This window comes from Pseudomonas sp. NFACC32-1, from assembly GCF_900101215.1.
In the GTDB taxonomy this organism is placed as follows: Bacteria; Pseudomonadota; Gammaproteobacteria; order Pseudomonadales; family Pseudomonadaceae; genus Aquipseudomonas.
In genome coordinates, this window is record NZ_FMUL01000024.1 from 48,040 (window position 1) to 62,740 (window position 14,701).

The window sequence follows — 14,701 nt, forward strand, 5'->3', positions numbered from 1 at the left end:
TTTTGCGGTTGGGTGTTTCAGATGAAATCGATGGCCTTGAGGTAGTCGGCGCCGCGGCGCAGCAGCGCCGGGGACTTTTCCGGGTAGCGGGCGCCCATCTGTCGTACGCCGGTCCGGGCGTTGTCATGACGGATCATCGAGATGTCGCCGATGTCTTCCTCGAACCCGTTGAGATAGAAGCCCAGTACCCCGAACAGCGCGTTGTCGGCATCGACGCGGCCCAGTTGCCGCTGCCAGTCCGCGACGCTCACCAGGGAAAACTCGCGACCGCTTTCACGGAACGACGCCACATAGGCGTCCCAGCTCAAAGGCTCGGGATTGTGCAGGTTGAACACCGCCTGGGTCGGCTGGTAGCGACTGGCGTGGAAGGCGATGAAGCGGGCCAGGAAGTCCACCGGCATCAAGTCGAAGTTGAGTGACAGGGCCGGTACCTGGCCCAACTGGATCGAGCCCTTGAGCATCAGCATCAGGCGATTCTTGTGGGGCTGGCAGACCCCGGTCAGGCTGTTGAAACTGATGTTGCCGGGGCGAAACAGATTGACCCGCACGCCACGCTCCCGGGCCCGTTGCAGGATCCGTTCGCCCACCCATTTGGACAGGTTGTAGCCGTTCTTGATGTAGATCGGCGGCGTCGCTGCGGCGGGCTGCTCCAGGACCTGGCCGTCGGCGTCCAGGGCACTGGAGGCCGACAGGGTGGAGATGAAGTTGAAGACCTTCTTGCTGCGTCCTTCGCACAGGCGCAGGCATTCGAAGATCGGTTCCACGTTGTCCCGTGCCAGCGACTCGTAGTCGAGCACGTGATTGACGTGGGCAGCGTTGTGCACCAGCGCGCCGAAGGTCTGGTCGATACGGGCATAGACGTCATCGGGCAGGCCCAGTTGCGGCTGGGTGATGTCGGCGGCATGGACGCTGACCCGACTCAGGTCCAGGTGGGTCAGGCGGTTGTCCTGCAAGGCTTGGGCAAAACGTTCGGCGGCGCTGTTCCTGGCGGATGGACGCACCAGGCAGGCCACCTCCGTGGCACCCCAGGCCAGCAAGGCCTCGACAATGTGCACCCCGAGAAAGCTGTTGGCTCCCGTCACCACCACCTTGTGCACATCCCCGCACTGGCTGATGGGCAACGGATCGATGTCCAGTTCGGCCTCGGCATCGATGAACGCCTGCGGGCTGAGGACCGATGCGCCACTTGCTCCGGGATCGTCGAGCAACTTGGCCAGGGTGATCAGGGTGGGCGCTTCGATGAAGCGATTGATCGACAGGCTGCGGCCGAACGCCTGGTGGATATTCAGCAACATCTGCGACAGCAGGATCGAATGTCCCCCCAGGTTGAAGAAGCTCTCATCGATGGCAATGTCTTCGGCAGGCAACTCCAGCAGCTCGGCCCACAGCTGTCGCAACTGTGCCTGCAGTGGGTTCTGTGGCTGTCGATGCTCTCCTGAGGACGATACCTGCACCGGCAGGGCAAGCAGGGCCCGGCGGTCGACCTTGCCATTGCTGGTGTAGGGCAGGCTGGGCAATTCGACGTAGGCGGCGGGATGCATGTAGGCGGGCAGCGTCTGTTGCACATGCTCGCGCAAGGCCTGGAGCGCGGCGCCGGGCCGGTCTTCCCGGGGATGGACGAGAAACGCCAGGATCCGTCGCCGCTCATCCACCCCCACCGCCACTTGCCGAAACCAATGGCTTTGCCGCAGGCAATGCTCGATCTCTTCCGGCTCGACCCGGAAGCCGCGGATCTTCACCTGGTTATCGCGCCGGCCGCAGAGCACGATGCCGTTGTCGGTCCACTGGCCGATATCCCCGGTACGGTAGGTGCGCAGGGTGTTCTCGCCGGGCAGTGTGAGGTCGAGGTAGCGGCCCGCAGTCAGCGCCGGGTCATTCAGATAACCCAGGCCTACCCCCGGTCCGGCGATGTAGAGCTCGCCGGGTGTGCCCTGGGGCACCGGTTGCCGGTGCTCATCCAGAATCAGCAGGCGAGCGTTGGCGATGGCCACGCCGAGGTTGCGGTTGTTGTCGCCCACGGCGAATTGTCGCGTGGTGGCGAGCACGGTGGTTTCGGTCGGGCCGTAGATGTTATGGAACTGGCACTGCGGCGCCAGGCGCTCGATCACGAACGGCTCGCAGACATCCCCACCAGTGATCAGGTGCTCCAGGCCCAGCGGTGCATCCAGCGGCATCACACTCAGCAGCGCCGGCGGAAGGAAGGCGTGGGTGACATGCTGCTCACGAATCAATGTCACCAACCGCCGCGGGTCGCGACGCTGGTCCTCGTCGGGTATCACCAACAGCGCGCCCTGGCGGAAGGTCGGCAGGATATCCAGCAACGACGCATCAAAATTGATGGTGGAAAACTGCAGGGCCCTGCTGTCTCGCTGCAACCCGACATAATCGGCGTACCAGGCACAGAAGTGGCTGAGGTTGCGATGGCTGAGCAATACCCCCTTGGGCCGGCCGGTGGTGCCGGAGGTGTAGATCGCCACGGCCGGCTCGTCGACCTCCACCCTGCGGCGGATCAGCGAGGCGGGAAAGCCAGGCCGGGACGATGGCAGTCGATGCACGTCCAACGCAGGCATCGCCAGTTCGCCCAGGTCGCAGTCGCCATCGTGCAGCAGCAGGTCGGCGGCGGCATTCTCCAGGATGAAGCGCCGCCGCTGCGCCGGGTGTTGCGGGTCCAGGGGCAGGTACACGGCGCCGCAACCGAGCACCGCGAGAATGGCCGCATACAGCGGCGCGGACTTGGGCAGGCAGACGCCGATCACCCTGGGGGAAGTGCATGGACCGATCCGCTCCAGTATCGCTTGCTGCAACCTCAACGCCAGGCTACGCAAGTCTCGGTAATCGATGAGCCGGCCTTCGACCCAAAGCGCCGATCGGGTTGCGTCATCGAGCATGCGCTGTTCGATGTCGTGCATGACCGGCACCTCGGCGGCCGCCAGCAGCCACGGCACCGCTGGACCGTTGAGCCGGTGCTCGAAGGCCAGCGCCTCCAGCATATCGAGGCCGTGCAAGGGGGACTCGACGGTATCGGCCGGGGCCGTCGACCAGTGAGCGAAGCAGGCTTCGTCCCGTGACAAATGGCTGACCAGGCGCGCCGCGTGTTCCACTACCACGGCCACTGTGCGCAACCGCAACGACTGGCCGTTGCCCGAGCTTTCCGGGGCGACGACCTCCCGGCATAACGGACGCTGCCCGGCGTCGAGAAACACCACCACCGGTTGCGGCAGGACTTCGCCGGGCACGGCCAGTAACGCCATCCGCACGTGAAGGTGCGAACGGGCGGCAATGGCGCCAGGCACGGTCGCATCGTCGATCAACAGGTCGACCGCGCCAGGGTCGGCCGGAGATTGGAAGTGGACGACACCGTGGCCGTGCAATTCAAGTTCGCGGGCCAGTTCGGCCATGGCCAGGCTGGTGCCAGACACTGCGATTTCGAGACGTCTCATCGGCTTCTCCTCATGGGGTCAGGTAGTCGGCCAGGGCCTCACGCACGCAGGGCGAGGCGAGCATCGAGCTGCCGCGGAAAAACCGCGTGATGTTGCCCACCAGCGGGTGAAAGCGATTGATGGGATAGGCCAGTGCGCCGGCCTCTTCGCGCAGCGACTGGCGCACGGATTCGTCGACGGGCAGGTGAGCGATCAACTCGAAATCGAAGGCCTGCTGCAGGTCGCTCGCCAGGTATTGGACGATGAAGCCGGGCATCAGGCGCGCGATCGCTTCGCGGTCTTCTTCGCAAGCGGTGCGCCAGTACATCTGCACCAGTCGCGTCCAGAAACCCGAGTGCCGGCCTTCGTCCAGCAGGTGATCGGCCATCAGTCCCTTGATCGACGCCTTGACCGAATCGTCCCGGGCGAAGGCTGCCACGTCGTTGGTCACGGTGTTTTCGGCAATGGCGATACAGATCAGCTCCACGGCGCTGAGCAAATGCCCGGGCGCCTGGGCCAGGGTCGCCGGTATGGCGCGACTCAACTCGATCTGTGCAGGCAACGGGATCGGTTCTATGCCGGTCATGTCGATGGTCTGCTGCATGAAATCCATGGCCACCAGCGCGTGATAGTCCTCGTCCACCACCACCGTCATCGCGTCGTAGCGGCAGGCGAACGGGAACTCGATGCCGAAACGATTCTTGGCAATGCGCCGGGCGGTGTGGTCCACCAGTTCAGTCTCGAAGATCACCACATCGTTGATGAATTTGTAGAGACTCTGCACCAAGGCAAAGTCGCGCAATTGCGGGCAATGACTGAGAAAGGTCTGGCTGTGCACCAGCGGTTGACGACTCATGGGAAAAATCAACTTGTCGTCGTTTTCCACCCAGCGTCGAGGCCGGGTGCGGATCGTGGCGCGGGTTTCCCAGGCGTCGGCGAAGGACTGGTACTGGACCGCGCTCATGGCATCACCTGCGCGACCGGTTGGGTCATGCTTTCGTGCAAGCCGTCCCACAAGGCCGCACGGCTGTGAACCGCGGCGAGCGCGGCGGACAGCACTTCGGTCTCGCGCTGCGGGTCGCCGTCGATCAGCCGGGCCAGCAGTTTTTCCGCGGCCGGGCCGTGATCTTCCGAATCCACCTCGATGTGCCGTTGCAGGTAATAGCGAAACGTCGGCGCCTGGTCCAGGCCAATGCCCCAGTCGTCCAGCATCCGCTGGAACATTTGCGGGATGACGCTTTCACGACCGTGTACGAACGCGGCCGCCACGCTGTGGGCCGGGGCGTGCAAGGCGGTATGCAGGGTCTGGCGGACGAACCGCGCCGCCGCTGGCTCCACCTCGACACTGTCCAGCGCGGTATCGGGATTGACGCCTTCCTGTTGCAAGGCAATGAATCGCTCGATCGCCTGGGTGTCCGCACCGACCTCACGCATGGCGTCCAGGTACAGTTCGAAATGGCTGCAATAGCCCGCCCCCGGACGATCGTCCGATTCTTCGCCCAGGACGATCTCGTTGATCAGCCGGGCGGCATGGGGATCGGCGGGTGGCAGCCAGGGTAGCTGGACGCAGGTCAGTTCCCGTTGCAGCCGCTTGGTCAGCGACATGAAGTCCCACACGGCAAACACGTGACTTTCCATAAAGCGGCGCAACAGGTCGATTGAAGTTATTTCGGAAAAAACCGGATGTAGGCCAAGTTCACGTTTCTTCAGGATAAGTTGCTCTTTGGTTGGCTGCATTGGAACGTCCTCATCAATGATGTTTGACCGGAAGGTGGCTCGAGATTTAATCAAGGCGAGCGGGTGCCTGAACCGGAGTCCATGAATAACTAAAGTGTTCGCAGTAATTGCGTGCTGCTGGCTTTGCGGCCTTTGTTTCTGGTTTTTCTGTGAGGTTTTTCAGCGTCGATGGAAGCGCGACGTAGAAAAAACTAATACACGAAACAAGTAAGCGGCAAGAACTTTTTTAATTATTTGAAGTTGTACTTTTATTGGGTGCGAGTAGTGCTTGTAAAACTTTTTATATAAGTTTTATTGGGGCGAAGAAGCTCCTTCCGATTTATAGCGATCAGAATCGAATAGTTCGAGTGAATGCCTCACCCGGAGCACTTCAGGGGACAGGGAATAAGAAGTTTGGGTTTTTAAGGGCCGGAAGTCGTTCGGACATACGATCCTCCCGCCGGTTGGGCGACGCTCCTTGCGTGGTGGCTTCGATTCGCCTGGCTGACGCCGGGCGCTGACTTCTTCAGGTCTGTTTTTTGAATCGACAAACGCAAGAGTGAGCCCAAATCGGCGGCAGTGCCATTGGGCTGGTGCGACGATGAGGCGCGGCGACGGCCAAGCCCGTCAGGCAGGCGGCAAGACGGGTAGGAGGGATGTGTAAGAAAGTGATACGTCGATGGCTTGGCGGGTGAGGTCAGTCCTGCGACTGCTCCAGGTACCGTCGGATGGTTACGCAGGCTTTTTCCAGATGGTGCTCCAGCAACGCCACCGCATGGTCGATATCCTTGGCTGCCGCCGCCTCGAGCAGGGCACGATGATCGTCCTGGGTCAGCTTGCCCAGCCCCATCGAAGACAGGTGGAAGCGCAGGAAACGCTCTTCTTCATTGAGCTCGCGCTCCACCAGGTCCAACAGCTTGCTGTTGGGGGCCTTGTGGTAGAGCGACATGTGGAACAGCCGGTTGAGCCGGCCGATTTCGGCGTGATCGGTTTGCGCTTCCAACTGGTCGATGTATCGAGCGGCCTGGGCCAGGTCGTCGGCGTCGAGCAGCGGGATCGACAGGCGCAAGGCGAAGGCTTCGAGGACTGCGCGCAATGCATAGGTCTCGATGGCATTGTTGGTGATCAGCGGGGCCACCACGGCGCCCTTGTGCTGGACCACGTTGAGCAGCGATTGGGCCTCTAGCTGGCGCAATGCCTCGCGCACCGGCATGCGGCTCACGCCGAACAGGTCGGCCAGTTCCTGCTGGCGCAGGGCGGTGCCACGGGGCAGGCGTCCATCGAGAATGGCCTCGCGCAGGGAGCCTTCGATGATCGAACGTGCCTGGGCCGCAGGGACGGGCTTGTTCACCTGGATAGTGCTTAACGGCTTGGGCTTCTGTGTCACGACAACGCACCCTGGCTGGTAGTAACGAAATTGGATCCAAGCCAACACTAGTTACAGTTTCTCATGCCGTCAAAATCTGACGGCTCCGGTTCCTGAACTAAAGTTTAGCGTGCCTGGGATGATTTCACCCTGCCATTGTCTTTTCCCGGGCCAGGCTGCACCATCCAACGAATTTCCCCACGGCCCTTTTCCGGACGTATTTCCCTTGGCTGCACCTTCCACAGTCCTCAGGTCCTTGCGCTGGTTGTGTTCGGCATTGTTGCTGGCCGGCCTCATGCTGGGTGGCCTGCGGGCCGACTGGGACTTCGCCCAGATCAGCCGGCGGGCCCAAGGGTTGTACGGGCCGCTGGGCGAAGGACAGCAACGGATCGATGCCTGGCAACAGCTGCTGGCGACCCAGAAGCAGATCCCGGAACTGGAACAGCTCAAGGTGGTGAACCTGTTCTTCAACAAGCAGGTGCGCTACGTGGAAGACATCGACCTGTGGCGTGAAGTCGACTATTGGGAAACCCCCATCCAGGCCCTGTGGAAGGGCGCCGGCGATTGCGAGGACTACGCCATCGCCAAGTATTTCAGCCTGCGCCATCTCGGGGTGTCCAGCGACAAGCTGCGCATCACCTACGTCAAGGCGCTGCGGCAGAACCGGGCACATATGGTACTGACCTACTACGCCACCCCCGATGCCATGCCCTTGGTGCTCGACAGCCTGATCGACGGCATCCAGCCGGCCAGCCAGCGGACCGACCTGCTGCCGGTCTACTCTTTCAATGCCGAAGGGCTATGGCTGCCGGGCACCAAGGGCAACAAGAAAGTGAGTGACACCAAGCGCCTGTCCCGGTGGCAGGATGTGTTGAAGAAAATGCAGGCCGAAGGTTTTCCGGTCGAGACTAACTAGGAGCGCGCGCTCAGATGTCCTTGTTCAAACAACTGTTGATCGCTATCTGTCTGTTCCTGGTGGTCGCCTTCAGCGGCAGCTTCATGGTCAGCCTGGAGAGCTCGCGGACCCAGTACGTCAATCAGCTGCGTTCCCATGCCCAGGACGCGGCCACGGCGCTGGCGCTGTCGTTGACACCGAACATCGACGATCCGGCGATGGTGGAGCTGATGGTCAGCTCCATCTTCGACAGCGGTTATTACGCCAGCATCCGCGTGGTCGACGTGGCCACCGACAAGACCCTCGTCGAGCGCACCGGCGTACCGGACGCCGGCAGCGTGCCGCAGTGGTTCGTCAAGCTCATCGGCCTGGAGCCGGCCGGTGGCGATGCCATCGTCAGCCGCGGCTGGGAGCAGGCGGCGCGGGTCGAAGTGGTCAGCCACCCGATGTTCGCCCTCGCCAAGCTCTGGCAGAGCGCCCTGGGCAGCCTGGGCTGGCTGTTGCTGTGCGGCGCCGTGAGCGCGGTGCTGGGGGCCTTGCTGCTGCGGCGTCAGCTCAAGCCCCTGGACTACATGGTGCACCAGTCCCATGCCATCGCTCGTCGCGAGTTCCTGAGCCTGCCGGAGCTGCCGCGTACCCCTGAATTGCGTCGCGTGGTGCAGGCGATGAACCAGATGGTCGAGAAGCTCAAGGCGCTGTTCGAGGAGCAGGCCGAGCGCAGTGAAAAACTGCGGGTCGAGTCCTACCAGGACAACCTGACGGGCCTGGCCAACCGGCGTTATTTCGAGATGCAGCTCAATGCCCGGGTGAGCAATCCGGAGCAGGCCAGTTCCGGTTACCTGCTGCTGTTGCGGGTCAAGGACCTGGCCGGGCTGAACCAGCGACTGGGCGGGCAGCGTACCGACCAACTGCTCAAGGCCGTGGGCGAACAATTGCTGCGTGAGTGTGCCCGCTACCCTGAAACCCACAATCTGGTGACCCGCATCCGCGGCGGCGAATTCGCCGTGCTGGCGCCGGGCCTGGTACGTGAAGAGGCGCTGCAGCTGGCGCAGAATCTCGAAGCGGCGTTGGCAAGCCTTCACGCCACCGGCGCGACCGACGTGGCGTCGGTGGCCTCCATCGGGCTGGCGCCGTTCGTCCACGGCGATTCGCCACAAGCGGTGCTCCAACTGGGCGACCAGGCCCTGGCACAGGCTGAAAGCCAGGGTGAACCCGGTTGGGCCTGTCTCGAACACAGCGCGTCGGCCAGCGTCGGTGACGATCACCATGCCTGGCACACGCTGCTCGACCAGGCGTTGAGCAATCAGCGGTTCGAGTTGTATTTCCAGCCGGTGGTGGCCGCCCAGGACACCCAGCTGGTGCTGCATTACAAAGTGCTGTCGCGGCTGCTCGACGACCAGGGCCAGACCATCCCGGCCGGGCGCTTCCTGCCTTGGCTGGAGCGTTTCGGCTGGACTGCGCGGCTGGATCGCCTGATGCTCGAACAGGTGCTCAAGCAGATGGCCGGGCACGAGCAAGCCCTGGCATTGAACCTGTCCTCCGCTACCCTGGCCGACCCCCAGGCACTGAACAGGATCTTCGAGATCCTGCGCGCCCATTCCAACCTGGGGCCGCGCCTGACGCTGGAGATCGGCGAAGAGCAACTGCCCGAGCAAGCGGTGCTGGAACAACTGACCCGACGCCTGCGCGAACTGGGCTTCTCCCTGAGCCTGCAGCGTTTCGGTGGACGGTTCAGCATGATCGGCAACCTGTCGCGGCTGGGACTGGCCTACCTGAAAATCGACGGCAGCTACATCCGCGCCATCGACCAGGAAAGCGACAAGCGTCTGTTCATCGAAGCCATCCAGCGCGCCGCCCACAGCATCGACCTGCCCTTGATTGCCGAGCGGGTGGAGACCGAAGGGGAACTGGCGGTGATTCGCGAGATGGGGTTGTTCGGCGTGCAGGGGCAACTGGTGGGCGAACCCCGGCGTTGGGTGTGATCCTGAACCACTGATCGTTCCCATGCAGAGCAAGGGAAGGATCAGTCAGCCCGGCTAGATCAACCCTTTCTCATCGTCATCGATCAAGCGGCTCAGCCCGCCCAGCGCTTCCCGGGCCTGGTTGCGGTCCATCAGCTTGGCCTGGGCCGCCGGCGGCAGGTCGGTGACGCGGATGACGCCCTTGGCTGTCAGGACCTGGATCAGGTCGTCGAGTACCCGAATCATCTCCAGGTCGCTCTGCTTGAGCTGCTTGAGGCTGTTCTCTACCGCCTGGTTGGCGAACCAGTCCTGGATCTCGTGATTGTCGGCCGGCAGGGTTTCGGTGGCCTCGGCATAAGCGCTGGCCTCCACGCGCACCAGCAGGCCTTGTGCATCGCGTTGCACATAAAACATCGGGCATCCCTCATGTATGAAGCGGCGTCATGCTGGGCAGCATAGGCCAACTGTGCGGGAGTATGAACCCTTATCCCCAGGAGAAGGAGCAAGCGCTCTCTCCTGGGGTGCGCTCAGGTCAACTGTTGTTGTGATCGACCTTGATGGTCGGATCGCTGCCGGCGATCAGGGAGTTGAGGTTAACGTTCGACCAGTTGTTGCCTTCGAGCTTGATCGTCACGTCCGGCGTGGCGGCTGCGCCGTTGGCCGCGTTGAACTGGCCGGTGGTGCTGACCTGCAACGACGACACCCCATCGACCGTGGTGATCTTCAGGAAGTGATCGATGGTGCTGCCGGTTTCACCCTGCAGCAGATCCCTCAGGTCGATCCGGTCGCCTTCGCTGGCCTTGAAGTCCTTGATCACGTCGGTGCCGGTGTCGCCGGATTTCCACACAAAGGTGTCGCCGCCCAGGCCGCCGATCAGGGTGTCGTTGCCTTTGCCGCCGATCAGGATGTCGTTGCCGTTGCCGCCGAGCAGGATGTCATTGCCCTTGCCGCCATCGAGCGAGTCGTTGCCGCCCTGGCCGAAGATAATGTCATTGCCAGCGCCGCCCAGCAGCGTGTCGTTGCCATCGTGGGCACCGGACACATCGAACGCGGTGTAGTGCTCGGTGATGTACTGGTGCACGTTGGCGGTGGTGACCTTGCTGACGTCGACGCCGCTTTGCTGGGCCACGAACGACTGGATGGCCTGGTAACCCTCGCCGGCGATGCCGTTGAAGCTCACCAGGTCGCCGAACAGGATGTCGTTGCCGTCGGCGCCATTGACCGTGTCGGAGCCCGGGAGCGTCGCTTCGGTATGGCCAATGATGGAGTTGGCCAGGTCTTTGGGGTCGATGTTGGTCTGCGGCTTGCCATCGGAGTCGTACGGCTTGAGGTCGGTCAGGGTGACGTCCTTGTTCAAGCCGATCGCTTCCACGCCCGACACCGAGCTCAGCAGCGCGAAAGCGCTGAGAGAGTTGCTGGTGGTGGCCGAGTCGGTGCTGCTGCCGGTGCCGTCGCGGTATGACAGTTCGTAGGTACCGTCCCCTTGGGCGTGCAGCGTGCCCAGGGATTCCTCGCTCCAGTAGCCGCCCCAGGATTTTTTCCAGGTCAGCAACGAGACATTGCCGGACTCGTCGACCTGCACACGGTGGGTGCTGTCCAGGTCGGCGCTGAATGTCTGGCCCAACTTGTAGTTGGTCGTGGTGATCAGGCTGTCGAGCTTCACGCCGTTATAGAGGTCGGGGTTCGTCTGCTCGCCGGCCTGGTAGAACGTCGGCTGGCCATCGGTGATGAAGTACGTGAGGTTCTTCGCCCCGGTGTTGCTCGTGGCCTCGGTGCTCTTGAACCAGTTGGCGGTGGTCTTGAACACGTCTTCGTAGTTGGTACCGCCGCCGGACACCATGGAGTCCAGGACGTTCTTGAGCAGGGTCAGCGCATTCGGGTCCTTGAGATTGACCGAAACGGTCTTGTTCACCTGGCGGTCGAAGTCCGCCAGGAAGATGTTCACCGTGCCCGAGTTGTTGCCCATGCTCTGCTTGAGGGTGTTGAACACCGACGTCAGCGAGTTCTTGGCGGCAGTCAGGGACGACTCGCTCATGCTGCCGGAGCTGTCAACCATGAAGGCAATGTTGTAGTTGACGCCCGGTACCACGGTCAGACCGCCAATGTCGGCGACAATCACGTCGTTGCCGTCGGTGCCCGTGAAATTGTCGCTGCCGGAGGTGGCGGTGGCCGCGTTGTAGACCGCCGGATGCACCGTTACCGGGATCTGCGCGGTGGTGACCGCCGATCCGCCAAGGGCTTCGGTGGAGGTCGACGTCACGGTCAGGTTGATCTTGCCGTTGAAGTAGGATGGAGGCGTCAGGTTGAGGCTGCCCAGGTTCCAGCCCGTGACCAAGGCTTCGCCGTTGGCGCCCACGGTCGCGGTGTGGCCGTCGCCGTCGCTCAGCACACTGCCTTGCGGCATGCCGCCGATCTTCACGCTCAGGCTCTCGGAACCGTCGGTATCGGTCAGGGCGGTGGTGATCTTCGACAGATTCACGCTGCCACCTTCGGCGCCTTCGTTGAGCTTGAAGCCGTCGTAATAGCCTTCGCCATTGGCGCCGTGCAGATCGGAAACGGTCACACCGGCATTCACCAGGTCCGTCACGCCGGTATACAGCGGTACGCCGGCACTGCTCAGGTCCACGGGCGTGCTGCCGTTGACCGAGAGGTTGACATCATAGCTGCCCGGGCCGGTCTGGTTGTGATGGTAGATGTCCAGGGTGTAGTAGCCACTGGTGGTCGGGGTGAACGACCCATTGAGCTTGCCGCCCGCCCCCCAGGTGATGCCGGCCACATCCTTGCCGCCAATCGTCACCAGCAGGCTGTCGTCGCCAGTGCCGCTGAAGGTGTAGGTCTTTCCGGCTTCCAGGAAAATCAGGCCCGAGGTTTTCGAGGCGGTGCCCGGGTTGACGTTGCTGTCGGACTGCACGTTGGTCACGTTGGTACTGCTGTTCGGCGTGCCGGCGGCATCGATGACCGACTTGAGGGTGCCCGATGGCGCCCCGCTGCCATCGGTACCCAGGCCTGGCAGGCCGGTCCAGACCTCCTTGATCAGGCCGGTGGAGGTCACGTTGTTGCCGGCCACGCTCAGGCTCGGCTTATCAGCCACCGGCGTGATGTCGATCTTCACGGTACCGGCGTTACCCAGCGTCTGGCCATCGGTCGGCTGGAACTGGATCTGCGTGTAGTCGGCTTTCTGGTCGCCCACGCCGCTCGGGTTGCCATTGGCGCCGGACTCGTTGGCGTCCGGAGTGAAGCGCAGCTTGCCGCCGTCGATATCGGCCTTGCTGAAGGTCTGGTTGCTGGTCACGTCCTTCCAGGTCGCACCATCCAGGTACTGCAGCTTGCCCTCGCTCGGCAGCCCGGTGATCTTCACGCCCAGGCTTGTGCTGGCGCTGTCCACATCGCTGATGCCGAAGTTCGACCAGCCCAGGACCAGCGAAGTGTCTTCGGTTCCGGTCGCGGTGCCGCCAGCGGCCACCGGAGCATCGTTGACCCCGACCACGTTCACGGTGGTGGTGGCGGTATTGGAGTAGTTGGTGCCGTCGGTCACCGTCACGGTGATGACGCGTGGCACTGTGCTCGGGTCGTCGCTGTTGTTGATGAACGTGATGTTCTTGATCTGCTGCATGTAGTCGGCCAGCGTCGCGTTGCCTGACAACGTCAGGGTGACCGTGCCGTTGGTACTGTTGGCATTGATGCTGATGCCGTTGACGCTGTTGCCCAGGTTCAGCGCATCGCCTGGCTGACGGTTGGTCAGCACGATGGTGGCGCCGGTCAGCATGGTGCTGTCCGGGTCGGTGATCTTCAGGTCAGTGTCGCCGATGGATACGCCCGGGCCGGTGGTGCCTTCGGTGAACGTCACCTGGTAATCGGCTCCGGTCTTGCCGCTGGAATTGTTGGCGTCCAGGTCGAGGACCGGTGGAGCATCGTTGTCCACGATCGAGGTGCTGACGCTGCCGTTGGTGCCACTGACCGCGAGGTGCTCGAAGTTGCCACCGGTGGCCGAGTCGATCCTGACCACGAAGTTCTCGGTGCCTTCGGTGATCTTGTCGTCCAGCGTCGCGACATTGAAGGTTGCGCTGGTGGCGTTGGCCGGGACTTTGACGGTGTAGACACCCGTGAAGTCCGTGCCATCGGCGGCGGTGCCGCTGTAGACGATCTTCACCGTCACTTCGGTTTGCGCCGGGTTCGTCAGGCTGACGGTATAGGTGGCGGACTGGCCTTCGGTAACCGCCGTGCTGCCGCTGATGCTGACAGTGGTGTTATCAGGCGTGTCGGTCACGGCCGTCACTGCCGGGGTGGTGCTTGGCACCAGGTGTTCGAAATTGCCACCTGTCGCTGTCTTGATCGTTGCCTCGACGTTGCCTGCATCTTTATAGACGTCGTCCTTCGGTGCGTCGACGGTCACGGTGCCGGTCTTGGCACCGGCGGCGATGTTGATCACCGCACCGTTGCTCAGGGTGACGGTCACTGGCGTCTGAGCCGGGTTGGTCAGCGTAGCGGTGTAGGTGATCTGGCCGCCTTCGGCCACGGTGTCGGTTGCCGAGAGCGTCAGGCCGGTGGTGTCCTGGGTATCGGTCACTGCAGTGTTGGCAGGCTTGCCATCGACTTCCAGGTTTTCGTAGTTGCCGCCTTTGGCGTCGTCGATCTTGACGCTGAGATTGCCGCCACCCGCCAGGGCATCGTTCGGCGCGGTGAAGTTCACCGAGCCGGAGCTCTGGCCGACCGGGATCGTGATGCTCTGGCCGTTGGACAGGGTCACCACCAGTGGCGCGCCGGTTACCGGAGCGTTAACCGAGGCGGTGTAGACCACGGTGCCACCTTCACCAACAGTCGAGGTCGCGGAGAGCGAAACGGTGCTGGTATTGAGGGTATCGGTCACATCCGTAACGGCAGGCACAGTGCTTGGCACCAGGTTTTCGAAGTTGCCACCAGTGGCCTTGTCGATGCTGACTTCGACCTTGCCGGCATCCTTGTAGACGTCGTCCGTCGGTGCATCGACGGTCACGGTACCGGTCTTGGCGCCGGCGGCGATGTTGATCACCGCACCGTTGCTCAAGGTAACGGTGACGGGCGAGCCGGCGGCGTTGGTCAGTGTCGCGGTGTAAACGATGGAGCCGCCTTCGGCTACCGTGCCGGTCGCCGAGAGGGTGAGTGCGGTCGCGTCAGGCGAATCGGTGATGGTGGTCACCGCAGGCGTGGTGCTTGGCACCAGGTTCTCGAAGTTACCGCCGGTTGCGCCAGTAATCGTGGTGCTGACGGTGCTGCCGTTGTTGTAGACATCGTTCGCCGGCGTATCGACCGCAACAGTGCCAGTGGTCTGGCCAGCGGCGATAGTGATCACCGCGCCGTTGCTCAA

The 14,701-nt window shown here is 62.8% G+C and carries 7 protein-coding genes and 1 pseudogene; 2 read left to right on the forward strand and 6 right to left on the reverse strand.

Annotated elements, in window-relative coordinates; genetic code table 11:
- Positions 1-17: 17 nt before the first annotated feature.
- The 4 genes from BLP99_RS25235 to BLP99_RS25250 all read right to left on the reverse strand — a co-directional run bounded on the left by BLP99_RS25235 (position 18) and on the right by BLP99_RS25250 (position 6,522).
- Positions 18-3,440, reverse strand: coding sequence for an amino acid adenylation domain-containing protein (locus BLP99_RS25235; RefSeq protein ID WP_072432208.1), 3,423 nt, complete (start codon positions 3,438-3,440; stop codon positions 18-20).
- A gap of 10 nt (positions 3,441-3,450) precedes the next feature.
- A complete protein-coding gene (locus BLP99_RS25240; protein WP_072398988.1) occupies positions 3,451-4,383 on the reverse strand; it encodes a diiron oxygenase in 933 nt (310 codons plus the stop codon).
- Positions 4,380-5,156 (reverse strand): DUF3050 domain-containing protein, encoded by a 777-nt coding sequence (locus BLP99_RS25245; protein ID WP_092182097.1) that lies wholly within the window; start codon positions 5,154-5,156, stop codon positions 4,380-4,382. The genes BLP99_RS25240 and BLP99_RS25245 overlap by 4 nt, the downstream gene beginning before the upstream one ends.
- Before the next feature lie 676 nt (positions 5,157-5,832).
- The gene (locus BLP99_RS25250; protein WP_072398993.1) at positions 5,833-6,522 is read right to left on the reverse strand and encodes a GntR family transcriptional regulator; all 690 of its coding nucleotides are present in this window, start codon (positions 6,520-6,522) and stop codon (positions 5,833-5,835) included.
- Between the two features lie 205 nt (positions 6,523-6,727).
- On the opposite strand from BLP99_RS25250, the gene lapG reads away from it, so the two are divergent.
- Together lapG and lapD are read left to right on the forward strand one after the other, a co-directional pair.
- Positions 6,728-7,417 (forward strand): cysteine protease LapG, encoded by a 690-nt coding sequence (gene lapG / locus BLP99_RS25255; RefSeq protein ID WP_072432210.1) that lies wholly within the window; start codon positions 6,728-6,730, stop codon positions 7,415-7,417.
- Between the two features lie 14 nt (positions 7,418-7,431).
- Complete coding sequence (gene lapD, locus BLP99_RS25260; RefSeq protein ID WP_072398991.1) at positions 7,432-9,378, forward strand: cyclic di-GMP receptor LapD; 1,947 nt, start codon at positions 7,432-7,434, stop codon at positions 9,376-9,378.
- A gap of 54 nt (positions 9,379-9,432) precedes the next feature.
- Here lapD and BLP99_RS25265 read toward each other — a convergent pair whose 3' ends face one another.
- Positions 9,433-9,771, reverse strand: a complete 339-nt coding sequence (locus BLP99_RS25265) for a tryptophan synthase subunit beta (RefSeq protein WP_072398992.1) — start codon at positions 9,769-9,771, stop codon at positions 9,433-9,435.
- Positions 9,772-9,889: 118 nt separating this feature from the next.
- A pseudogene (locus tag BLP99_RS25270) lies at positions 9,890-14,701 on the reverse strand (LapA family giant adhesin); the annotation flags it as partial.

Coding starts and splice junctions, on each gene's coding strand:
- BLP99_RS25235 (WP_072432208.1), bottom strand. CDS start 3,440: ATGAGACGTCTCGAAATCGCAGTGTCTGGCACCAGCCTGGCCATGGCC.
- BLP99_RS25240 (WP_072398988.1), bottom strand. CDS start 4,383: ATGAGCGCGGTCCAGTACCAGTCCTTCGCCGACGCCTGGGAAACCCGC.
- BLP99_RS25245 (WP_092182097.1), bottom strand. CDS start 5,156: ATGCAGCCAACCAAAGAGCAACTTATCCTGAAGAAACGTGAACTTGGC.
- lapD (WP_072398991.1), top strand. CDS start 7,432: ATGTCCTTGTTCAAACAACTGTTGATCGCTATCTGTCTGTTCCTGGTG.
- BLP99_RS25265 (WP_072398992.1), bottom strand. CDS start 9,771: ATGTTTTATGTGCAACGCGATGCACAAGGCCTGCTGGTGCGCGTGGAG.